The sequence below is a fragment of the Rhodopirellula sp. UBA1907 genome (genome assembly GCF_002337565.1).
GTDB lineage: Bacteria > Planctomycetota > Planctomycetia > Pirellulales > Pirellulaceae > Rhodopirellula > Rhodopirellula europaea.
The window spans coordinates 33,455-57,498 of sequence record NZ_DDGH01000030.1 but is presented as its reverse complement, the minus strand read 5'-3'; the positions used below and the strand labels follow the sequence as shown (position 1 = coordinate 57,498).

Sequence of the window (24,044 nt, the reverse complement as noted above, 5' to 3'; positions counted from 1 at the left end):
GGGCACTACGAACATTTGAAGACAACCCTTGCATGGATGTCGTCGGCAAGTGCTTTTTGGATGATGTCGGCAATCGTGTTCCAGTCTCCACCGGCGAGTTCGGCACCGATCATTGGAGAGCCCATCCGCTGGTCAGAAACAATTTACCAAAAACACCCACGATCGCTCGCCGGAACGCTGAGCGGATGGAGCAGAATGCGGTTTGCCCAGTCGACGGGGTGGCGCGTGGAACGAAAACATCAGCGAATTGCTACGAAGAAGATGCCGGTGCATGCAAGTTATTTGGATGGTTCAAAGATCAGCTAGCTTCATCCGTCGAGTTTCGCCGGACTGGTCGTTCTGCCAGACTTTCTCGGTGGCGGGATCAAGGCAGGTAGGTTTGCAAGCGTCCAGAGATTTGACTTGCACTTGGCTCTGTTCGTCGTTGGTTCCGTTGTCAATTCTGCTGCATGGCTTGGACCAAACGAACTACGGTTCCGGCGCGTCAGTTGCTGTTCATCGAACGTGCTGATTCCGCCACCAACGCTAAAAGGATGACAACAAGGGCCATGACAAAATCCAACGCAGTCAATCGTCGTCAATTCGCGCAACTAGGAACAGCTTCCTTGGCGGTCGCTGCTGGCACCAATGGTGCGAACGCAGCTCAGAACACAAACGGCTATCCTGACGCCCAACAAATCCAGCCAGTTGGCGGCAGCTCATTGAACAAGTCGGGCGACCAAGTGCCACTCGCTCCGCCAAACGACCAGCCGCCGAATTTGAAATTGCCAGAGGTGCCAAAGAAGAAAATTGGCTGGGCCGTCGTTGGTCTCGGCCAGCTCGCTCTGGGGCAGATCATGCCCGCTTTTGGGTTGTGCGATCTGTCAGAGCCAACCGCTCTGGTGAGCGGCCATCCCGACAAGGCGAAGACCGTTGCGGAAGCCTATGGAATCGAAAAGAACGCGATCTATAACTACGAGAATTTCGACAAGATCTTAGAAGACGACCGCATTGATGTCGTCTATATCGTCTTGCCAAATTCAATGCACGCCGAATTCACAGTCCGCGCGTTTCGGGCAGGGAAGCATGTGCTGTGCGAGAAGCCGATGGCGGTGTCCATCGAAGAGTGTCAGCGAATGATTTCCGCGGCCGAGGAGGCAAAACGCAAGTTGATGATCGCCTACCGACTGCACTACGAACCACTGAATCGCAAAGTCATGCAGATGTGCGATGAAAAACGGTTTGGTGAGATCAAGACGTTTGACGGTAGTTTCAGTATCAACGTCGAAGCCCCCAACATTCGATTGGCCGCGGAACTAGGTGGCGGGCCGGTCGGCGATGTGGGCGTCTATCCGATCAACGCGTCTCGTTATGTCACCGGTGAAGAACCTGTTGAGGCGTTTGCTCAAGCACACCAACCCACCGACGATCCACGGTTTCGCGAAGTGCCCGAAAGCGTTTCTTGCGTGCTGCGGTTTCCCTCCGGCGTTCTGGCCAACATCAGTTGCGGATTCGGCACTCATCGCAATGACTTCTACCGCGTCGCATGTGCCGATGGTTTGATCGAACTGACGCCGGCATTCAGCTACAACGGCCAGCGATTGATGACACATCAAAAGAGCCATGCGGATTCGCATTCTGTGGTGACCCATCATGAGATCGCCGAGGTCAATCATTTCGCGTCGGAGATGGATCATTTCTCGCGAGACCTTTTGGAGGATCGGAAGCCGCGAACGCCGGGGGAAGAAGGTCTAGCCGACATGCGAGTGTTGGCCGCGATGGCCCAATCGATCCGCGACGGCCGAGCGATTCAATTGAACGAGTAGCGTGACACACGCGGCGCAACGATCTGAGGTAACGAAGCCGCCAAGAGTTTCGGCTTCTTCTGGCTAAGGAACGGTTTGAGAACAACGTTCCGAAGTTGGTCGAGCTGATTGATAGGACCGCGTCGTTTCTCTTTCCGGTGAGTCAGTCACGGTTGGATACAACGAAGTCATTGAACTGAATATGGTGAATCTTTACGAGTCACTGAGTGAGAAAGACCGGCGTCGCTACGCTGCGATTGAAGCGGAGAAGCATCTGTGGCCCATCCGCAATGTTTTTTGCACCAAGTGTAGGTCTCGCTGTCGATTCGAACGCACCAAAACTCAACGTTGACGAACGAAAGATGCTTCGGCACCGAATACAGCGACATCTGGCCCGTTTAGTCTTGGGTGATGGGGCGTTTGGCAACGTCGCAATTGGAGGTTTGTTGTGACGCGACTCCGAGTGAGTTGGCGAGAGTGTTGAGACATTCGATTAGCATCGAAGCTTGCTCTCGCTGCAAGCTCCCGTTCATTTGATTCCGAATCGGCTGGCTCACCGACCATGCTTGCTTTGCTTTCTTCCGGCCTGCGGCCGATAGTGAAACAGCTTTGGCTCGGAGATCTTTCGGATGCTGCCTTCTAATAATCATCCCCTTTTTTTCGAGCAACACGAGCATCGCTCTGATGGTGCTTGGGTCGGATGAAATACGGTCTGCCAGCTCCTTCTGTGTGAGTGTCTCATCCTCGGTCAGGGCAAGCATAAGCACGAATTGATCTGCGGTGAGTCCTAGCGGCGAAAGTACGGCATCTGTTCGACGGTGCAATGCCAAGTAGGCCGACCGAAGAGCAAGCGGCAGGTTTCGCAAATCGGTTTCGGGATGGAGCACGGGCTTGTTTCTATTTGGCATACAGCGATGGCAGTCGTGACGATGGTGACCCAAGACATTGCAAACTTCTAGGCGATCGAAAACGCCAAGCCGCCGACGGTGGGTGACGCTCTTGCCCATGGGTCTGGGGTGAAATTTGAAAGATTGCATCCAAAAAAGCGAAGTTAAAAGGCTTTGCCCGATAAACTGCGTGCACGCAGTATATCATCAACGGGGGCTAGCCAGCCGTCCGGAAGTCACTGTGGCCGGTTCTTCGCCCATGGTTTTCTTGGATGCGGTTCTTCCTTCAGCGATCAAGTGTAGTTTTCAGAGCGGAAAAGCTCTACGGCTCCGCTATGGCAACCCCGGCCGTCGCTGGAAACTTATGGCGTTCATTTCCTCTTGGTCTGTCAGATGAAAATCAAGTTTCTACGTTCGATTCACCTGTGTTTTTCAATCCTTTGCATTTTGTTATGTCCGAGAGTTGATGCAGACGAGAACCGACCGTTCACGACTCCAGAGATGGACCCACCTTCTCTGGATGATCAAACGTTTTCAGCGACAGACGTTGGCGCAAAGATCCCCAACTACACGCCCGGGGCTCAGTGGGGAACCCAAGCTGAGCCATTCTCGTTGATGCAGGATCCGCTGCAGGCTGAAGTGTCGATCAATGCGTACGCCAAACCGCAGGGAATGACGCTTTCTGTTTGGGCAAAAGAGTCCAATGAGAATTGGCCCAACCGAGAGATCGTTAATGAACGAGCAGCCGGTTTGGACGGAAAACCGATCGCGATGACCTGGGACGAAAACGGTCGTCTTTGGATCTGCGAGACAGTGGATTATCCGAACGAACTGAATGAGAAGCCGGCCGTTGGGCGTGACCGGATCAAGATCTGCGAAGACACCGACAGTGACGGTCAGGCGGACAAGTTCACCGTGTTCGCGGATGATTTGAGCATCCCTTCCACATTGGTTTGCTATCGAGGCGGAGTGATTGTTCAGGACGGCCAAACAACCATCTATCTCAAGGACATCAACGGCGACGGCAAAGCTGACTTCCGCCAGTCGCTAATCACCGGTTGGGCGATGGGTGACACTCACGGTGGCGTAAGCAATTTCCAATATGGTCCCGACAACTGGATCTGGGGAATGCAGGGCTACAACAACTCTCAGCCCATCATCAATGGCGAGCCGCAACAACGATTCCGCCAGGGCTTTTGGCGATTCAAAGTGCGAGCGGGGGCTTCCGACCAAACCGCTCCTGCGCTTGCGATCGATGCCGCCTCGAATGCGGTCGCCGAGATTGCAACCGATGAGTTTGATGAACATACGATCCGCGTTGACGCACTCGAATTCGTCCGGGGCACGAACAACAACACCTGGGGCCTTGGTTTCAGCGAAGAGGGCTACGTGTTTGGTTCAACCGCCAATGGATGCCCCAGCGTTCACATGCCCATTCCCAATCGCTACTACGACCAAGTCGCAGGTTGGTCACCGGAAACGTTGGGGCCAATTTCGGAGTCGTTCAAGTTCAACCCCATTGATGATGAAATCCGTCAAGTCGACTACCACGGTGGCTACACCGCCGCTTGCGGTTCGGCAATCTACACCGCACGCAATTATCCGCAGACTTGGTGGAACCGCATTCAAATGGTTTGCGGTCCGACGGGGCACCTGGTCGGTTCCTTCGTGCTTGAAAAAGACGGGGCCGGTTACCGAAGCCGCAACGCGTTCAATACCGTCGCAAGCATCGACGATTGGTCTGCTCCAATCATGTCCGAAGTTGGTCCTGATGGAAATGTTTGGGTGCTTGATTGGTACAACTACATCGTGCAACACAACCCGACCCCGAATGGGTTCCAGACTGGAAAGGGGGCTGCGTACGAGAGTGACCTTCGCGACAAGCGATTCGCACGCGTTTATCGACTGCTCAACAAGGAATCGGCTGCGTTGTCGCCGTCGCGAACGATGCAGCTAGCCGAGGCCAGCAACGAGGCGCTCGTCGAGGCGTTGAAGAGCGATAACTTCTTCTGGCGTCGTGCAGCTCAGCGTCTACTCGTCGAGCGCGAGGCAACGGATGAACCTGTCTTGAATGCGCTGGCAGCGTTGGTCAAGCAATCGGAGGTCGACGAAATCGGTCTGAACCCCGCCGCGATGCATGCGATTTGGGCGCTCGCCGGTTTATCGGAATCAGGCAGTTCGGCCGCAGCAGAAACGCTTGCTGCAGCATGCCAATCCGGTTTCGCACACATTTCGAGCCCGGTACGCAACGCGGCCGTTGGATTCTGCCACGAAGACCAGCTCCCCCAAGCAATCGAAGCCGGTTTGCAGAACGACGTTGACCCAAAGGTCCGACTGACTCTGTTGCTGCGTGTCGCTGAGGGGAATGCGAAGAATGCGATTGACGGAGACGGACTGGCAGCATTGCTGCCCTCGATTCAAACCGATGGTGTCTTGCTGGATGCCTGGACTTCGGCCGCTTCTACGGATCCAACTTCGGCCATCGTCGCAATGACGAAAATGGATCCAGCAATGACTGACGCGATCAGCCAGCGCGTCTCGGTGTTGGCAGAACACATCGCACGGGGGCGCCCGACTGCGGAAGAAATCGGTCGACTACTTCAGATCGATCCAAATTCACCATTGGCGGTAACCGTATGGGAAGGTCTCGCGAATGGGTGGCCGAGAGATTTGACGATCAGCCTGCCGGAGGATTCGCAGAAGCTGATTCGCGATCGGTTCCTCGCGGAAAACACGTCCGTTGAGAGTAAGGCCGCCATCCTTGCCGTTGCCGATCAATGGACGGTCGAGAACCTGAACGAGATTGTCGGCGAGATCCAGGATGAATTGTTAACGACTGCGATGGATGCTGACGCGGAAGCCGAAACGCGACTGAACGCGTGGGAGCAGTCAATTCGGCTTGCACCGAACAGTTCAAAAATCCTGGACGCCGTCGAGGAATTCTTCACCCCACAGCTTCCTCCCGAGACCGGTGTTGAGGCACTTCGCTCCCTTCAGGCCGCTCGCGTCGATGGTTTGTCTGAAACCCTCTTGGAATCGCGTACATCCCTGGGGCCAAAGCTGGGAAGCCAAATTCTTACTCTGCTTCTTTCACGCACGGAAAGTACCGAAGACTTGCTCGATGCGATTGCCGAAGGCCAAGTGCAATTCAACGATTTGCAATTGGATCAACGTCAGGCTCTGCTCAACCATCCAACGGCGGCTATCGCCGCGCGAGCGGAAACGCTGATGGAGTCACGCGGAGCGATGGTCACTTCCAATCGACAAACGCTCGTTGATCAGTGGATGCCGGTGACCAAACAAGAAGGCGATGTCACCAACGGCATCGCAATGTTTAAGAAGCACTGCGCCGCATGTCACATCCACGGCGAGACGGGGAATGAGATCGGTCCCAATTTGACCGGGATGTCAGTCCACCCAAAGGAAGAGATCCTGATCAACGTGCTTGATCCGTCACGCAGCGTTGAGAACAACTTCCGCACCTACCAAATCTTGACGGTCGACGGAAACGTTCTGTCGGGAATGCTGGCAGGTGAGTCGGCCAATTCATTGCGTATCATCGACACGCAGGGAAAAGAAAAACTGGTCCTGCGTGAAGACATCGAACAATTGTCCTCATCGCCGAAGTCACTGATGCCAGAGGGTTTCGAAAGTTCAATGAGCAAAGCCGAAATGGCTGACTTGTTGTCCTTCCTGGCAAAACGAGACGAGCACGCACCGCTGAGTATCTCGAGCGTGGCAACCATCAACAGCAACAAAGGGCTTCCCGGCTTCCGCGGTCGTTCTGGAGACAAGCTTGAGCTTGATTCTTACGGTCGAGTTGAAGTTGAAAGTATCCCCTTCGAGTTGATCGACCCGCAGGGAGATCGAATCGCCAACATCATTGGTTTGCAATCATCTTCCCCACGGCGACCGAGCACGCTGCCGGAGTCAGTCAACATTGATTGCTCTGGGAAAGTGCAGGCCATTCACTTACTTGGCGGTGTTGCCTGGGCAGCTTACCCGCGATTCAAGGATGAAACGACCAGCATGATCGTTCGGCTGCACTACAGCGATAGCACGACAAGTGACTTCGAGTTGGTCAACGGCAAGCACATCGTGACTTATCAAGCCGGTGAGGACGTGCCCGAATCGACGCTGGCGATTGAAGCAAACGGCAAGCAAGTGCGTTACCTGAAAGTCCCTGCCGACGCCGACAAGGAACTCACCAAGATCGAGTTTCTCAAGGGAGGTGATTTTTCGATCCCCCTTGTCTTCGCCGTCACAGTCGAGTTTGCCGGCGGCGGTCACTAATCCGATGGCTGACTTTCGATCCCGGCAACTGAATCAAAATTGTGAGGACGACTTGATGCTCAAACTCTCCACCTTTCTTTTTGCGTTTCTTCCGTGCGTGCTTTTCAGCCTGAGTTCTCAAGCTCTGGCTGAAGTTGCGGGTGACACTGGAGTGAAAGGCGAAAGAGTTTTTTACGCGTCACACAGCCTGATGTGGTACGTGCCGGATCAGTTGACAGAATTGGCATCGGCCCAGGGAATCGATGACCATCAGCTGGTTGGTTTGCAAAAGATCGGTGCATCACGGACGTTGCAGCATTGGCAGCTACCGGATGACGAAAATCTGGCAAAGGAAGCTCTCAGGCAGGGCGATGTCGACGTCTTCGTGATGTCGCCCATCCAATTCCCTGACGAGGGGATCGAAAATTTCATCAAGCTGGGATTGAAGCACAATCCAGAGATGCGATTCCTTGTCCAGCTTTCTTGGGGAGGCGGAGACATCGACAATCAGGATTTTCCGAATGGGGCCTGGGAAGTTCCCGATCGCGATAAGACGCCTGAGCAACTCTCTCTGATGAACGCTCGTAACATCCACGCGGGTGAAACTCAGATCGATTCGTTGAATGAGAAATATGGTGATGGTCAAGACATTGTCTTTCTCATTCCGGCTTCTCAAGCGGCCTCTGAACTGCGCTCACGGATCTACAGAAAGGAAATGCCAGGGTTGGAGGATCAAGACGAGCTCTTTGTCGACCCGGCTCATCCCTCGGCTCCCCTGGAAGCTTTGAACACTTATCTGCACTTTGCGGTTTTGTACCAACAAAGTCCCCTCGGTCTGCCGTCCACACAAAAGCTTGAGCAAGTCAATCGGCCGCAATGGGATGAATCGTTGACCCGAACGCTTCAAGAAATCGCATGGCGGACAGCAGCGAATTATTCCCGATCGGGCCTGCCCAACGTCGACGCGGAAGAGATATCGGCAGCCTTCGACTTCCCTCAACCCGTTGAATACCCTGAACTTGAATTTGTTTACACCGCCAACATCAAGGTTGGCGAAGCACTCGATTTCGGTCAGGTCGACGACGGGAAACGGCTGGTCATTCCGATTGTCGGTGGGACCTTTCACGGTCCAGACATCCAGGGCGAAGTGGTTCCTGGTGGCGTCGACTGGAATCTCTCCCGCAGTGATGGTGCGACTGAAGCAGATGCAACCTACTTTCTTCGCACGGAAGACGGAGTGCTCATTCGAGTCTCCAATTTAGGTGTCGGTGCACCTCCAACAGGATTGCGTTTTACCACGCCTCGATTCATTGCCCCCCGGGGGCAATACGATTGGCTCAATCAGTCGACCTTCGTAGGCACCTTGGACGTTGACTGGAAACGCGAGTTCTCAATTCGATTGCGAGTCTTTCGCGTTCGCTCTCAGGAATCACCTTAGCCATACCGATCGGCTAGAGGCATGTACTTTTCGACTGTTCTTCTCCTCTTCTCCAAACACGTGATAGCAAGGTTGAAATCATGAAACGAATCGTGGCATTGTTTGCGTTTTGCCTGCTTCAGGCAGTGCAAGTTTCAGCACAAGACGACACAAATTCCGAGCGACCTCGCCGTCAACGCGGAGGTTTTGGCGGTCCAGTCGAACTCGGTCCCGACGACAAGCAAACGCATCCGGACCCGCCGGGCGACATCGCCGACAAACGTGAAAATGTTCCGCACGGCAAACTCGAAATGATCGAGTACGAGTCAAAGACGGTTGGCACGACTCGGAAAATGAATATCTACACGCCGCCTGGTTACTCAGAAGAGAAGAAGTATCCGGTGCTGTATCTCTTGCACGGGATCGGTGGGGATGAGACCGAATGGCAACGCTTCGCGTCTCCCAATCTGCTGCTAGACAATTTGATCGCCGATGGGAAGGCGGTCCCGATGATCGTGGTCATGCCAAATGGACGGGCACAAAAGAACGACCGGGCAGAAGGAAACATCATGGCTAGCGCGCCCGCGTTTGCCGTGTTCGAGAACGATCTGCTTGACGACGTAATTCCCGCGATCGAATCACGCTACTCCGTGAATGCGGATCGACAGCATCGCGCTCTCGCGGGTCTGTCGATGGGTGGCGGTCAATCGCTGAACTTTGGCCTCACGCACCTGGACACGTTCGCTTGGGTAGGAGGCTTTTCGTCAGCTCCAAACACGAAAGCCCCCGATGAACTCATTCCCGATGCCGAGAAAGCAAAAAAGCAACTCGAATTGCTCTACCTGTCCTGCGGAAACAAAGATGGGTTGATCCGAATCAGTCAGCGATTGCAGCGGTACCTTAAAGAGAACGAGATCCCACACGTCTGGAACGTCGACTCTTACGGACACGATCCAACTCACTGGCGAAACAATTTGTATCACTTCGCGCAAATGCTGTTTCAGGACGAGTCTGGCGGTTCAACGGTGAACGAAGCATCAGCGAAGAAATCAGAGGAGCAGCCATCGGACAATGGCACTGCGGACAGCAACCCCGATGTCCCTGAAGGAATCAAAGACGACTTCCAGCCGGCACCGACCAATCAAGCCGGCAAAGAGTATCCACAAGTCAACTCCCAGGGCCGAATCAAGTTTCGAGTCGTGGCGCCGGAAGCGAAAAGCGTGGCGACAACATTCCGTGACAGCACTGAATTTGTCAAAGACGAAGAAGGGGCGTGGATCGGCTATTCACGTCCTCTCGACGAAGGTTTTCACTACTACGAGCTGATCATTGATGGTGCTCACGTACCGGATCCGAATAGCAAGTACTACTTCGGTGCGATGCGTTGGGGGAGCGGGATTGAGATCCCCGCGCACGATCGTGAATTTTATGCGTTGAAGAACGTTCCCCACGGTCAAGTTCGTGAGATCTATTTCCATTCAGAGAGCACGGATGCGGAACGCCGCGCCTTCGTGTACACACCACCGGGCTACAATGACGATCAAGACCAACGTTATCCCGTGCTGTATCTGCAGCATGGTTGGGGGGAGAACGAATATGGATGGAGCGTCCAAGGTCACGCCGGACTGATCATGGACAATCTGATCGCGGAAGGGAAATCGAAGCCGTTCATCATTGTGATGACCTACGGAATGACGAACGAGGTTCGCATGGGTGGGCTTCGCAATTTTGACATCAAGGATTTCGAAACGGTTCTCGTGGATGAGCTGGTTCCGTACGTCGATGGCAATTTTCGCACGCTGACCGATCAACCAAACCGTGCCATGGCGGGTTTGTCGATGGGTAGCATGGAGACCAAATCCATCACGCTCCGCAACCTTGACAAGTTCTCTCACATCGGACTCTTCAGCGGGGCAACGATTGGAAGAGAGGACGTCGAAAACACCGATGGTTTCAAGGACAAAGTCGACCTCGTATTCGTCAGCTACGGAAGCAAGGAAGTTGGGGGCGGACGAACACGCCGCGGTGGCAATCCCGCTGCAACTGTTGAGCAATTGAAGGAAATGGGGATCGACGCATATTACTACTTGTCCCCTGAGACTGCCCACGAATGGCAGACTTGGCGACGCAGCTTGAAGGAATTTGCACCGCTGTTGTTCCAGCCAAAAGACAAATTATCGGGCGTCTGGAAAGTTGACTTCGATACTCAGATTGGTGTTCAAAGCTACGTGATGACCTTCGGCAAGGATGGCGGCGAACTGTCCGCGACGGCAAAAGCCGAAGTCGGTGGTCGTTCACGAGATGTCACCTTTGAGCAGGTGGAACTGAACGGCGACACCGTCTCCTTCGTCGAAAACCTGAACTTTGGTGGCAACGAAATCCGCATCAAATACGAGGGGAAGATCGACGGTGACGCGATCATGTTCTTGCGAAAGGTTGGTGATTTCGCGACCGAAGAGGCCACCGCCAAGCGTTCCCAGTCCGTCGACGACTTGATGTCTGACAACGCACGGGAATCGATGCAACGCCCGAGCGATGGTCAACGCCAAGAGGCTGTCGCCATGGATGACTCGGTGGATCCAAACTTTCACATTTACCTTTGCTTTGGCCAGTCCAACATGGATAGTAGCGGGCGAATGAACGATGCCGATCGCGACGTTCCCGAACGTCTGCTGGTCATGGCCGACTTTGACAACGAACAAAGAGGCTGGCAGAAGCGCAACTGGTACCACGCCGTGCCGCCGCTGGCCGCTCGTGGTCGAGGTATTTGCATGGTCGATTCATTCGGAAAAGCTATGGTCAATTCCCTTCCGGAAGACGCCCGCGTCGGAATCATCAAGGTCTGCGTGCCAGGTTGCAAGATCGAACTGTATCAGAAGGAATCGTTTCAGTCGTACGTTGACGGCGAACGCGATTGGCTCAAGAACATCGTCAAAGGCTACGACGGCAATCCCTATCAATACCTTGTCGGCATGGCCAAGGAGGGGCAGAAGCATGGGGTCATCAGAGGAATCCTTCTGCACCAGGGCGAATCCAATACCGGTGACAAAGAGTGGCCTCAAAAGGTCAAGTCCGTCTACGATGACTTGATAACCGACCTGGATTTAGATCCAAACGCGGTGCCTCTTCTTGCAGGAGAAATGGTGCATGCTGACCAAGGCGGGCGATGTGCAAGTCACAACGCAATTATTGCTAAGTTGCCCGAAGCAATCTCGGTTGCTCAGGTGATCTCGTCGGCAGGTTTGCCTACCGACGACAAGCTTCACTTCAACCCGGAAGGGTCTCGCGGATTCGGCGAGCGGTATGCCGCGGCGATGCTTTCGCTGTTGGCCCGAGAAACCGCCAACGCCAAATAAACCATGTCTCCGATCGATTCCTTCCTCACACAATACCTGCACGGATCTCTTCGCATGGCTTCCAAAACGCTCGCTTGCTTTTGTTGCTTGGCCCTGACCGCCACGTTTGCCCTGGCCCAAGAGCCAAAGCAAAGTTCGGAAGACTTGACGGGCACCTGGCATTGTCAATTCGAATCACCGTTCGGATTGCAGACTTACCACTTTCACCTTGTGATTGATACCGCTGGCGATGCGACATTGAAAGCGGAAGTGGACGATCGAGACGAAGAGCGAAAAGTTGTGTTTGTCGATGTGAAGGTCGACAACGATTCCATCGAATTCGCGGAGGTTCGCCAATTCGGCGAGCGAGAAGTTCGTATTGAATACACCGGCAAGCTCAAAGGAGATGAGCTCACGATCACTCGGTCGTTTGGGCAAAGGGGTGGCCAGGATGCAGTTGCAACCCGCAACCTTCCGAAGCCCCCACCGAAAGAAGATCCCGCGCCGGTGGTCGACGTCAAAATCGATCGCCTGATCAAAGACGCCTTCATGGATTCGTTCTTAGTTGGAATGGCGGGTGACCTTCCCTCTCGCTATTCCGAAGAAGAGCTTAAATTGGCAGCGGAGCATTTTGCGGCGGTGACTCCCGAGAACTGCATGAAGCCCGAGCGAGTTCATCCGGGCGAAGATCGTTGGAATTTCGAGCAGACTGATGCTTTGGTGCAGTGGGCCGAAAAGAACGATATGACGATTAACGGCCACACACTGGTTTGGCACGCACAGACGCCTAATTGGTTCTTCGAGGGACGCGATCCCGAGACCGTCAAGCGTCGAATGAAAGAACATATTGATACGTTGGCAGGACGTTACAGAGGAAGACTGCAAAGCTGGGACGTTGTCAATGAAGCGATCAACGATGGTGGTGACGCGGAAACGGCGAAAACCGAAAACCTTCGCGACTCGAATTGGCTACAAACACTCGGTCCGGAGTTTCTCACGTTGGCATTCAAGTTCGCTCGCCAAGCGGATCCGGACGCCGTGCTTTACTACAACGACTACAACATTGAATCAGGGCCCAAACATGAAAGCTCGATGGTGCTTCTGAGGCGACTTCTTGCCGACGGCGCCCCAATCGATGCCGTGGGCATTCAAGGCCATTGGCGGAGCGGGCGAGTTCCGTTCGAGGCCATCGAAAAAGCGATTACCGACTACGCATCGCTGGGACTGAAGGTCAGTATCACGGAGCTCGATGTCACCATCCGCGGTGAGTCCGGAGGACAGTTCGGAAGACGCCGGTTCCGAAGCAGTTCACCGCCCTCCCTTGAAGATCTGAACGTACAGGCCGAAGACTATGCCAAGCTGTTTTCCATCTTCAAGAAACATGAAGATGTCATCGAACGCGTTACATTCTGGGGACTGAACGATCGTCGCACTTGGAGATGGGGACAACACCCTTTGCTGTTCGACGGAAACAACAACCCCAAACCAGCCTACGCCAGCATCATTGCGTTGGCTGACGGAAAGGGCGATGAAAACACACCCGACCAATCCAACAATGTAAAGATTGAAGACGGTGGGCGAGGACCCTATTCCGCGATTGCCACGGAATCGAAAACGCTTGCCGGCATCACGATCTACCGCCCGGACGATCTCACTGCGTTTGGAAGCGAACAACAGCTACCAATCCTCCTATGGGGAAATGGCGCGTGTGCGAACACAACGGAGGAACACAAGAACTTTCTCAATGAGATCGCATCGCACGGATACATCGTTCTCGGCATTGGACCACTCGATCAGTTGCAGCAGCGAGGTGAGGCGTCTCGCCAACGGACGAGTTCGTCCCAGTTGCTTGCTGCCTTGGACTGGATCATCGCGCAGGATGCAACCGAGAGAAGCATCTACTTCGAGAAAATTGATACGACCAAAGTTGCTGCGATGGGGATGTCCTGTGGAGGACTACAAGCCATCGAAATTTCAGGTGATCCCAGAATCACCACCACAGTGGTTTGCAACAGTGGCGTGTTGCAAACTCAATCGCCGATGGCCGCAATGCCGAATCTGACCAAGGATGACCTCGGGAAGTTTCACGGTCCCGTCCTGTATATTATGGGCGGACCGTCGGACATCGCTTACAAAAATGCGATGGACGATTTCTCACGAGTGGATCATGTGCCAATCGTGATGACAAACCTAGACGTCGGACACGGAGGAACTTACCGGCGACCACACGGCGGGAAGTATTCTCCCGTGGCAATCGCTTGGCTCGACTGGCATCTCAAAGGCGAGCAATCAGGCGCCAAAATGTTTGTCGGTGACGATAGCCAGTTGAGACGCGATCCGGATTGGACCATCGACTCTAAAAACATAAGTCGTTGAATGTTTTTGCCGCCGTGTATTTGAGCGACAGTTCTTAACGAGCTAACTAGAGCGAGCATTGACCGCCCATCGCTTTGGGCAGCCTGGCCCCCAAAGATTTCGATTCATCTGGCCTGGCACGCCCGGCCAGATGAAGCCCTGGCTTTCCCACTGCCCCTGTATCAGGAGAAGGGATCAAGTCACATCCTCGGTATTTATGCTGAGGTGCGGGAAATCCCAGATCGAAGTTAGGCTTTGAAAGTGTCCCAGTGGAGAACCATGGGGGGTGCAGAGTCCGCGCGTTCAAGTCGTGTCATCCCGGCCGTCTTCAGGGTGTTTGGAACGCCTTAAATTCCGGGTCGATACGCCATTAGGAGGTAACCAGCAAGTCGCTGTGCGGTCCTCTCTCAAACGAGTTTTGTGGTAGCGTGACTCACGCGGCGCAACGATCTGATGTAGCGAAGTCGCCAAGAGTATCGGCTTCTACTGGCAAGTCGAAACTCTCTACCGCTATCGCTAAGGCGACGAAACGCCGGCGATAGGTGCGTCGGGTACGCGTGTTCGCGATGGACATCCGTGCGTAAGATTCCTCCGCTCACCTTGTCCTCGATACCATCAAGTGACGCTGCGGTGTCGCTCGTCGCCCCTACACGGCATGCCGTTCTTCCTTGGACCAGAAGTCGGCACTCGCTGCCGACTTTGGATCCTCATCCCAAAGGCTCTAGATCTTTGGGCCAGCTTTGGCGGCTTCGATCGCCTTGTCGAGAGACTCTTTCGCGTAGTGCTCGGTCATCTGCCTCTTGGAGTGTCCGAGCAGAGCTTGGGCTCCTTCGATCCCGAGTGCTTCCCGGATCACAGTCGCGGCGGTGTGCCGAAGCTGATACGGCGTCCAGTGTTCCGCCCCGGCCTTCTTGGCTGCACGGACAATTGCTCGGCGATAGGAGTCCTTGTCGAACTTCGGGGAGTACTCACGCGGTTTCGATTCACCCGCACGGGTGCGTTTGTTGTAACCGGGGCGATCGCCTTGGTTGGCTGGTGTTTTTCGCTTGGCGGATTTTTGTTCTTGATACCAACGAGCGGATTCCTCCGGCTTGAAACAATATTCCGTTGGCTCCCGATTCAGGTAGGGGGCGAGAGCCACTTGGGCGTCACCGACGATTGGCACCTGTTTCTTCTTGCCGTGCCGTTTCGTTTTGTGTTCATTCGGACGGTAGACCCACACACCGTCCGTTCGTTTGTCGATGTCGATTGGACGCATCCGGAGCACTTCGCTGGGGCGCATGCCGGTTGCCGCCTGGATCCGCACCATGGTCTTGAGGACTGGTGAAAGGTGCTCGGCGGTCTGCCGTACAGCCTCAATCCCCACCGGTTCTCGGTCGGTGGATTCATTTGCCACCGTCTCGCCTTCTCGCAGCGAGTCCAGCGCTTTCAGTGCCGTCCAGACTTCGACTGGAACCAGTTCTCTCGCGACGGCACGTTTGAAAACTTGCACGATGATCTGAACTTGCTGGTTGATGTAGTGGCGTGTGTTGTGCCGGCCACGGCGGTTCTTGGTGGCCACGAGCAAGTCACGTATTTCGGAGAGCCGTCTCGGCCCGAATTCGACCGCCGGCAGGTCTCCGTATTCGTAATCCATAAGGTCGCAGAGGCTTTCATGTTTTGAGTAATCCCCTGGCGACTTGGCGTATTTCACCTTCGCAAACTCGAGGTAGTCTGCGGTGACGCAGCTCACCGTGATGGTTGCGTCCTCGCTCGGATGGGTCGAGCTGTCCTCGGGCATCTTGCAGCCGTCTTTTTGGTACTCCTTGCAGAGGGCGAAGTACCGGGCGTGACTCTCGGGCGAGTCGTAGGTGCCGAGGTAGAAGTACCGTCCATCGAGATAGACTCGGGCTTGGCCTGAGACGTGGTAGTGGTACTTGGGGAGCTTTGCTTTTTGTCTTGGCATGCGATTCAGTTCCAATCGTTTGCGGTACGCTGTACCGTAAATGCTGAAAGTGAGTCGCGCAGCCTGACTGAGCTGGTAACGCCTGAGCGGCGTTTCGATCTGTGATTTACGAGGTATTCGGCAAGCTGCCGAAATGGGCGATACAGAATTCGAATCTGTGGCCTCTGCCGTGTGAAAGCAGCGCTCTAACCAACTGAGCTAATCGCCCGAAGGGTTCTTCCGCCGCGGCGAGTGGGACTCGCCGCGGAATCAGGGGCTTCGTGGCGGAAAGATTAACTTCCGCGCCGCGGTGTGACAAGACTCGATCGGCGGTTGGAGGGAACCTGGCTGGCGTGGCGGGTGGTGGAGAGCTGGGGAGACAGTTGGGTTGGGTGCTGCTGGAGCAGGGGGGGGAGTTTTTTGGAATTGCAAAGTGCAAATTGACAAATGCGAATTGCAAAAATGGTGGGTTGGGGCGATGGAGATGGGGCAGGCGGCGGGTTTGAAAATTGCTTGGATGTTGGCACGCTCGATTTTGGCTGACGCCGTTTTTTCGGTCTTGTTTCGTGGGGGACACGAGGTGGCGGGTTGGAGATACACTGCTCGCCATGAATTTTTCGGATCCCTCTCGCTCGACTGAATCACGTCCTTCTCGTATGCCCGATGGCCGCACAGACGATCGGTATGAGCTGGTTGACTTTGGTGGCGGGCGAAAATTGGAATTGGTCGCAGGGCGGCTGATTGATCGGCCTTCGCCGGCGGCGGAGGGTTTGGCTGCGAAGCAACGTGCACGGTGGAAGGTGGCGGCCAGCCGTTTCGACGAAAGTGAAAGACGATGGAATCATCGAGTGAAGTGGAAACCGGGACGCTACGTCGAATGTGGCGGTTTCCGAATGCCGGTCGCGCCGACTCCATATGGGCACATCGGTGTCTTCCCGGAACAACAGGCCAATTGGGATTGGCTGCGGACGCATGCCTTGCCGGATGGCTCTCTGCTCTCGCCGCCCAACGCGAATGACTCGGTTGTGGATCGTGCCAAAGCTCTTAACTTGTTCGCGTACACCGGTGCGTCGACCATGGCGATGGTGTCGGCTGGGTTTGCGGTCGCTCATGTCGACGCGGCGAAACCGAATGTGCAATCGGCTCGCGAGGCAGCGAAGTCAAACGGATGGGATGATCCACCAATCCGGTTCTTGGTCGATGATGCGGCCAAGTTCGCGGCTAGAGAAGTGCGTCGCGAAAATCGATACCACACGATTGTGATGGACCCGCCGGCTTACGGGCACGGCCCTAGCGGGAAGGCCTGGCGTTTGGCTCGCGATGTGTGGCCGTTGATCGATGATTGCTTGCGGTTGCTGCAACCGGATGCGTTTCGATTGTTGATCACGGGGCATTCGCCAGACGTCAACCAAAACGATGTTCAGGACTACTTGGCGGGTGCGATCCCTAAGAGGACTCGGCCATCAGGAAAGCTTCGGTTTGAAACGGGACGACTGCGGTTGCCGGACGAGTCGGGTCGGAAGCTTGACGCGGGGTTCTTTGTGCGTGTTTGGAATGAAGGTTAGCTGAGACGGAGAAATTGCAAATTGCAAAGTGATCTATGCAAAATGGCAATTGATTGTGGTGGTGTGGCCTTGCTGACGCTGCGGGTTTGCGGTGTGCGTGGTCTCGGCGGGGGACTGTCGATTACAGGTTGGGGATCCTGGGGTGCACGCGATCTCGGCGGGGGACCGCCGAGCGACAGGTTGGCGGAGTTGCAGGTTGGCGGAGGTGCGGGTTGGTTAGGATGCTTGTTCGTTGGGTTCGCTTGGGGCCGCGGGGGCTGGTGTGGGTTCGCAGTGATCCATGTAGTCCAACTGCACGCGAACAATTTCTTTGGTGCAATCGAAAAACGCGTCCAAGACATCGGGGTCGAAGTGTGATCCGCGGCCTTCTTCGAGAATCGAGAAACACTTCTCGCGAGGCATGGCTTTCTTGTAGGGTCGCTCTGCGGACAGGGCGTCGAACACATCAGCGACGGCGGTGATTCGGCCTTCAAGAGGAATGTCGCTGCCGGCCAATCCAAGCGGGTAACCCGAGCCATCAAACTTTTCGTGGTGGGTTTGTGCGATGCTGGCGGCTAGTCGCATCAATGCACTGCCGTTGCTGAGCATGTCGGCACCGAGTTCCACGTGCGTACGCATTCGGCGAGCGTCGGTGCTGGTGTGTGGCTGGATGATTTGGTGTCCAAACTTAACATGGTTTTGGATCACGTCGAACTCTTCTGGTTCGAGCTTGCCAGGTTTCAACAAAATGGCATCGGGAATGGCGATCTTGCCTACGTCGTGCAACTGGGCGGCCATTTCGATGTCACGAACAAACCAATCCGGCAATCCCATCCCAGCGGCGATGATCCCTGCGAAACGGCCGACTCGGATGACGTGGTTCCCGGTGTCGTTGTCTCGCATTTCGGCGGCACGAGCCAAACAGTAAATGACTTCGCGGCGGGATGCTTCCAGTTCTCGCGTGCGTTGTTCGACTTTGAGTTCGAGCTCCGCCGCGTGATGCTGCAGTCGATCTTGAAAGCTTTTGCTTTGCAGTGAGTTGCGAACTCGCGGAGTCAAATCCATCGGGTCGACGGGCTTGAGCAAAAAGTCAGTCGCGCCCAATTCCAAGCAAACCAATTTGATCCGTTCATCCGTGTTGGCGGTCAGAATCAAGACGGGCAAGTGCTTGAAACGCGGGTCTTGTCGGACTCGCTCCAACACTTGAATGCCATCGACGTTGGGCATATTGATGTCCAGCAGCAGAACATCTGGCATGCTGGTTTCGAGGATTCGAAACGCGGAGGTGGAATCGGTAGTCGTTTCGAAATCGCGATAGCCGGCTCGTTCTAAGTATTTCTTGACGACCAAAACGTTGGCGATTTCATCGTCCACGATCATGATCTTGCCGGGCAAAGCGGCGACGGGTTTGGCTGAGTTCCCTTGTGGAAGAACACCATGACTTCCAGGAACAACGGGCGCGCTGAAGACGGCCGTATCAGTGGAGGTATTGGAAGCGTTCATCGAGTGTGGTCCGAAGGGAGCGGTTTCAAAAAGAGCAGTGTCGAGGACGTTTCAAAAACATGCCTCACGGTACGATGCGCAACGCGCACCAGCAGGATTTGATGGCGATTGCTTTTTGCCCCCCGAACGACCCGAACGATTGTGTCGGTCGCAACGATTGAGAAAAGCTCGCGAGCCAATACCGTCTTCCGATGATCTTCGTATTCCGTTTCTCAAATCCAACTTTGTCAGGTGGACTCAAACCGGTTGTGGCAATGGTTCAGGAAGGATCATGCGTGCACGAACCGATTCAATTTGCGACAGATAGGTTTCGCAGTCTGTCGGATTGTTTGCCAGTGCGGCGTCAATCAAATCACGTGATGGTTGGGTCAGGTCGCCATAGCCAACCGTGCCGCCGGCTCCCTTCAACCAGTGAGCGCTGAGTTCCAGAGCATCAAAGCGTTGATCGCGAAGCTCGTCTCGCATGTCTACCAAACGTTTGTCGAGTCGACCGATGAAGTCCGAGACAATGGCGTGGAAGTCCGGGTCATCCAGTGGCAAGGCACAATGGATTGGATTGATGATGGTCGCTGGATCGACCGACGCGAAAGCGGGACTGAGCGATTCGGATGGGCTCGATTCCTGCGACAGATCCATACCCGGGATTGCCACTCGACCATGCAAATCGCGAATTTCGTTGAGGATCGATTGAGCAATGTCGGTCGATTCATCCTTTGCGGCTTGTTCCAATGTTCGTGCTGGTTCGGTGAAGACATCCAATCCGACGGTTCCGCCGGCACCTTTGAGCCAGTGAGCTTCGCCGTGCACGAAGTCAAACTTGGATTCCTGAATCGCTTGTTCGATTCCATCCAATCTGGCGTGCAATCGTGTCACGAAGTCGCCCGCGATCGCTCGGAAGTCTTCGTCGTCCATCGGTAACGTTGGCACGATGGCGGAAGATGGCAAGCTATTCGAAGCCGGGGTTGGTGAATCAGATGGCGACAAGGGCGTGGATGCCTCGAGAACTGGCGACTGCATTGTTGGCAGAACGCCTGCACTGCTGGAAGTCGCCGAGGAGGGAGCTTCATTTGCAATAGCGTTTGCATTGCGCAACGTGCCTGGATCGACTTCTCCCAAGTATTGCGAGACCATCTCAAGCAACTCATCCAAGTTGACGGGTTTGGTGAGGAAGTCATCGCAACCAGCATCCATGCACTTCTCACGGTCACCACGCATGGCGTTACCGGTCAATGCAATGACAGGAGTCGTGTCTTCTCGCTCACGCAGCAATCGAGTCGCGGAGTATCCGTCCAAGACCGGCATCTGCATGTCCATCAGCACCAACTCGTATGGATAGCCTGAATCGTTTCCTTCGGCGATCATGTCCAGGGCTTCTTGACCGTTTTCGGCACTCATCACGGTCGCTCCGGCGCGTTTGAGCACCAACTCGATGAGGCGGCGGTTGGCTTCGCCGTCGTCGACGACCAACACTCGTTTCGCAGGCAGTCGCAGCAGTTCCGAATTCACCGCACCGGCTGATTTCTCTTGTGCCAAGCGAGCCAGCTCTTCGGGACTGACCATGTCTTGCAGGCTCGCGATGCTGGTCGGAAGTTCCACGCGGAAGGTACTGCCGATCCCAACTTCGCTGTGCACCGTCAGGGATCCACCCATCGCCTCGGCGAGACGACGACTGATCGAAAGCCCAAGTCCCGTTCCACCAAACTTACGAGTGGTCGAACTGTCGGCCTGCACAAACGAGTCAAAGATTTTGGCTTGCTGGTCCGGCGTCATCCCGATTCCGGTGTCGATGATGTCGACTCGAACGATCGGATCATAGCCTTCCAGCGAGTTGGATGGCGTCTTCAATAGTGACGTGACAATCGACACGGATCCGCTCTCGGTGAACTTGATCGCATTGCCGACCAGGTTCGTGATGACCTGCCGCAATCGGGTCGGGTCGGACTGAATCGTTCTAGGGATCGCGGTCCGGAAGTCGACTTTCAACGCCAAGTTTTGCTCGTCGGCTTTGACTTTCAATGTGTTGGCCACATCCGTGACGATGTCGTCCAGGCTGGTATCAATCGTCTCAGTCTGCAGGTGCCCCGATTCGATCTTGGACAAATCCAGGATGTCGTTGATCAGTTCCAACAGGTGAGCACCGGATCGGTGAATCATGTTGAGATGGTCAACGGCTTCGTCACCGCTGGACACCAATCCGCGTCGCAGCACATCGGTGAAACCGAGAACCGCATTGAGTGGCGTTCGGATTTCGTGGCTCATGTTGGCCAGGAAATCACTCTTGGCCGCGTTAGCGTTTTCGGCGGCGTCACGAGCTTTCGCGAGAGCGACTTTGTTCTCTTCGATCAGCGTGATGTCTTCGAATGTGACCAGGTACCCTTGGCCAGCGATGGGCGTGCAGTTGACGCTGAAGGTCAGCATGCGGCCGTTGTTGTCGAATTGCAGAATTCGATCCATGACCGAATCGTCGTTCTGTTTCGCTTCTTCCCATGGCAGAACAGCACCGGTGTCGGCGATCATTTGCCATTCCAAATCGTCGATCTTCTTTCCCATCAAATCCGCTGATTCTTGAGACAGCAATTGGTTCAGACGACGGTTGGTAAACAGAATGCGGCCTTTCGAGTTCAGCAGAACCAATCCGACCGTGATGGTATCCAGCGCGTTCTCGACGTGCGTCGGGACGGCTCCGGAGGGATCCAAACTCTCCAGCGTCTTCTTCAAGAAGAATGAAAACTGAATCAAACAAGCGGGAATCAGGACGATCAACAACCAAGCGGGAGCCCAATAGTTCAGACCGAACAAACCCCCGGTTGATGCAAAAGCGAACTGCATTTCGCCCCATTGTTTTCCGTATCGAAACACGGGGACTTTCATTTGATTGACATCATCCTCGAGACTCTCGTCCCAAAACTCAGCGTGCTCTCCCGCGGAAACGAGCAATTTGCCTTCGCTCGAGACCAAACCGATCGACAAAATTTGAGGATCTCGGTGAACGATCGATTCCATGGTGACTCGTAAAGAGTCGACCTGACCGTGACTGGCCATTGCGGTTCCGCTGATTGCCAGCGTTTCGCACAAGCGCGCACGTCCGTGAAGGATTTCTTCCTGTTCGTTGGGGAAGAATCCAGCAGCGCTGGCGACCAGCAAACTGCCGGCCATCAGACCAACCAATCCAAGTGAAATCCGAATGCGAATCGGGATACGCTGATAGAGACTAATCATTCGTCTGTCATCGCTTTATCGTGGCGGTCCATGAGTTCTTCGAGTGTTTCTCCGTCACCGGTTCCAGAGAATCCTTGCATGATCAACAACGGGTCGACCGCGCTCCAAGCTGGCATATGGGCAATCAATCCAGACAACAACAATCCGCTGCGCAACGCCCATGCGACAACGCCGACGGTCACACTGGATGCCGCGGCACCGGCGGTACCGACGACAATCAAGTCACCTTTGATTTGGGAATTGACCTTTTGTTGGTAGTTGTCAAGTTGGTCCCACATCTCGCCGGGTTGGCTCATCAAGGCATAGTCGATGGATGTCATCGCGACGCCGTCGGATCCGAAATCGAAGTCGAGATCCAAACGCTGGACTCGACCGCCCGATTGTGTCAGACCAAGCTGGTTTCTTTCGGTTTGCATTTCACGTTCGGCGGCCTCTTGCGCCAGTCTCGCTTCGTTGACACTCGCATTCATCCGTTCGAGTTCCGTCGATGTTTCTTCAGCACCACCGGATTGCCCCGACTGTTGTGCGGTTCCATCGGGATTGGTTGTGGCGGCGTTGGGCATGCCAACGGCGACTTCTGCCGAGTCGCTTTCGTTTGTGGATTCCGACTCCGAATCGCTGGAACTGTCTTCCGAATTATCGCCGTTGTCGGAATCGTTGTTGGAGTCGTTGGAGTCACCATCCGATGCGTCCGAATTGGAACCAGACGTGTCCTCCGGTGGGGTCGGTGCAGGCGGGGTCGGCACGACTGGCACGGGCAAGAACGTCAGCGTCACCGTCGCCGCCGCACTGTGTTGTCGTCCGTCAAACGCGGTCCATTCGAATGAAATGGAACCAATGAATCCTGGCGGCGGTGTGAATGTGAAGCTGCCGTCGGCTTGCAGATCCAAGACCCCAACCAGCGGTCCGGCACTCAAATGAGCCGTGAGGACTTGCCCATCCACATCGTCGGATAGCCCGTTAAAAACGGAAGCGGGCACGGTGACCGTTTGTCCCGCCAGCGAGTTGTCTTGCCAATCACTGAGCGTCGGCGGTGTGTTCGTCGTGGTGACTTGGATCTGCAACGATTCGGTGTCCTCGGAACCTCCACCGAGACTCGCATCATCCAAATCAATGGTCACGTCCAAGTTAGGATTCGTGATTGCATCGAGGGTGATTCCAGCTCGCAACCGCAATTCGGTGCCGACCACTTCGAACAATGCGGCGTCATCGCCACTCAATGAAAAAGTTTCGGCACCAAGTGCGTCGTCGGTGATATCCAAATCAGCAACCTTCAATCCGCCCGAGAGATCCTCGTCTTCCGCAATAACTGTGAGCGGAGTAACGACGGTGAAACTGGGTGCTTCGTTGACATCGGTGACGGTCAGCGTGAAATTGGTTGAGGAATCGATTCCACCACCGATGGTCGAATCATCCACGTTCACCGTTACAGTGAGAGTCGATGCGGTCTCGAAGTCCAAAGGCGTATCACCACGCCAGAACAACTCGGTTCCGTCAATCTCAAACAAGGCCGCGTCGTCGCCTGACAAAGACAGATTGTTCGTTCCCGTAGCGTCGTCCGTCACGATAATATCCGCCATCTTGATTCGCGAACCCGTTGCCGTGTCTTCTGAAAGCGACGTCCCTGATGGACTCAGGCTCACCGTTGGCGACGAGTTCACATCCGTCACGGACATCGAATGAGCGACGCTGTCCAGAGCACTCGCGGACAAACTCGCGTCGTAGACCTCCACCGTCACGTCCAACGTCGAATTGCTATCGAAATCCAACGCTGCGTTGTCGACCAACCAAAGTTCCGTGCCAT

The 24,044-nt window shown here is 54.9% G+C and carries 11 protein-coding genes and 1 tRNA gene; 6 read left to right on the top strand and 6 right to left on the bottom strand.

Annotation, left to right across the window (positions count from 1 at the left end; genetic code table 11):
- The first annotated feature begins 548 nt into the window (after positions 1-548).
- A complete protein-coding gene (locus B2R17_RS06495) occupies positions 549-1,805 on the top strand; it encodes a Gfo/Idh/MocA family protein (protein WP_286763331.1) in 1,257 nt (418 codons plus the stop codon).
- Positions 1,806-2,182: 377 nt separating this feature from the next.
- Here B2R17_RS06495 and B2R17_RS06490 read toward each other — a convergent pair whose 3' ends face one another.
- Positions 2,183-2,692 (bottom strand): MarR family winged helix-turn-helix transcriptional regulator, encoded by a 510-nt coding sequence (locus B2R17_RS06490; RefSeq protein WP_261340300.1) that lies wholly within the window; start codon positions 2,690-2,692, stop codon positions 2,183-2,185.
- Positions 2,693-3,064: 372 nt separating this feature from the next.
- Here B2R17_RS06490 and B2R17_RS06485 point away from each other — a divergent pair, with 372 nt between their 5' ends.
- The 4 genes from B2R17_RS06485 (at position 3,065) to B2R17_RS06470 (ending at position 14,071) form a co-directional block, all read left to right on the top strand.
- Positions 3,065-6,964, top strand: coding sequence for a PVC-type heme-binding CxxCH protein (locus tag B2R17_RS06485; RefSeq protein ID WP_422662593.1), 3,900 nt, complete (start codon positions 3,065-3,067; stop codon positions 6,962-6,964).
- Between the two features lie 55 nt (positions 6,965-7,019).
- Positions 7,020-8,381, top strand: a complete 1,362-nt coding sequence (locus tag B2R17_RS06480; RefSeq protein WP_236615630.1) for a DUF3237 domain-containing protein — start codon at positions 7,020-7,022, stop codon at positions 8,379-8,381.
- An 80-nt stretch (positions 8,382-8,461) separates the two neighbouring features.
- Positions 8,462-11,716, top strand: coding sequence for an alpha/beta hydrolase-fold protein (locus B2R17_RS06475; protein ID WP_286763329.1), 3,255 nt, complete (start codon positions 8,462-8,464; stop codon positions 11,714-11,716).
- 54 nt (positions 11,717-11,770) lie between these two features.
- Complete coding sequence (locus tag B2R17_RS06470; protein ID WP_236615631.1) at positions 11,771-14,071, top strand: endo-1,4-beta-xylanase; 2,301 nt, start codon at positions 11,771-11,773, stop codon at positions 14,069-14,071.
- A gap of 700 nt (positions 14,072-14,771) precedes the next feature.
- On the opposite strand, the gene B2R17_RS06465 is transcribed toward B2R17_RS06470, so the two are convergent.
- Together B2R17_RS06465 and B2R17_RS06460 are read right to left on the bottom strand one after the other, a co-directional pair.
- On the bottom strand, positions 14,772-16,010 hold the full coding sequence (locus tag B2R17_RS06465; protein WP_007335295.1) for a tyrosine-type recombinase/integrase: 1,239 nt from the start codon (positions 16,008-16,010) through the stop codon (positions 14,772-14,774).
- A gap of 119 nt (positions 16,011-16,129) precedes the next feature.
- Positions 16,130-16,203 (bottom strand) — tRNA-Val (locus B2R17_RS06460).
- Positions 16,204-16,582: 379 nt separating this feature from the next.
- On the opposite strand from B2R17_RS06460, the gene B2R17_RS06455 reads away from it, so the two are divergent.
- Positions 16,583-17,539, top strand: coding sequence for a class I SAM-dependent methyltransferase (locus B2R17_RS06455; RefSeq protein ID WP_037250791.1), 957 nt, complete (start codon positions 16,583-16,585; stop codon positions 17,537-17,539).
- Between the two features lie 216 nt (positions 17,540-17,755).
- On the opposite strand, the gene B2R17_RS06450 is transcribed toward B2R17_RS06455, so the two are convergent.
- The 3 genes from B2R17_RS06450 to B2R17_RS06440 form a co-directional block, all read right to left on the bottom strand.
- On the bottom strand, positions 17,756-19,021 hold the full coding sequence (locus B2R17_RS06450) for an HD domain-containing phosphohydrolase (protein WP_008665945.1): 1,266 nt from the start codon (positions 19,019-19,021) through the stop codon (positions 17,756-17,758).
- Between the two features lie 237 nt (positions 19,022-19,258).
- Positions 19,259-22,240, bottom strand: coding sequence for an ATP-binding protein (locus B2R17_RS06445; protein ID WP_286763328.1), 2,982 nt, complete (start codon positions 22,238-22,240; stop codon positions 19,259-19,261).
- Positions 22,237-24,044: Ig-like domain-containing protein (locus tag B2R17_RS06440; protein WP_286763327.1), on the bottom strand; the 1,808-nt coding region annotated here is incomplete at its 5' end. The genes B2R17_RS06440 and B2R17_RS06445, both read right to left, overlap by 4 nt.

What these genes read in the sequence shown, in the direction of transcription:
- B2R17_RS06495 (WP_286763331.1), top strand. Translation starts at nt 549, where the DNA reads ATGACAAAATCCAACGCAGTCAATCGTCGTCAATTCGCGCAACTAGGA.
- B2R17_RS06490 (WP_261340300.1), bottom strand. Translation starts at nt 2,692, where the DNA reads ATGCCAAATAGAAACAAGCCCGTGCTCCATCCCGAAACCGATTTGCGA.
- B2R17_RS06485 (WP_422662593.1), top strand. Translation starts at nt 3,065, where the DNA reads ATGAAAATCAAGTTTCTACGTTCGATTCACCTGTGTTTTTCAATCCTT.
- B2R17_RS06480 (WP_236615630.1), top strand. Translation starts at nt 7,020, where the DNA reads ATGCTCAAACTCTCCACCTTTCTTTTTGCGTTTCTTCCGTGCGTGCTT.
- B2R17_RS06475 (WP_286763329.1), top strand. Translation starts at nt 8,462, where the DNA reads ATGAAACGAATCGTGGCATTGTTTGCGTTTTGCCTGCTTCAGGCAGTG.
- B2R17_RS06470 (WP_236615631.1), top strand. Translation starts at nt 11,771, where the DNA reads ATGGCTTCCAAAACGCTCGCTTGCTTTTGTTGCTTGGCCCTGACCGCC.
- B2R17_RS06455 (WP_037250791.1), top strand. Translation starts at nt 16,583, where the DNA reads ATGAATTTTTCGGATCCCTCTCGCTCGACTGAATCACGTCCTTCTCGT.
- B2R17_RS06450 (WP_008665945.1), bottom strand. Translation starts at nt 19,021, where the DNA reads ATGAACGCTTCCAATACCTCCACTGATACGGCCGTCTTCAGCGCGCCC.
- B2R17_RS06445 (WP_286763328.1), bottom strand. Translation starts at nt 22,240, where the DNA reads ATGATTAGTCTCTATCAGCGTATCCCGATTCGCATTCGGATTTCACTT.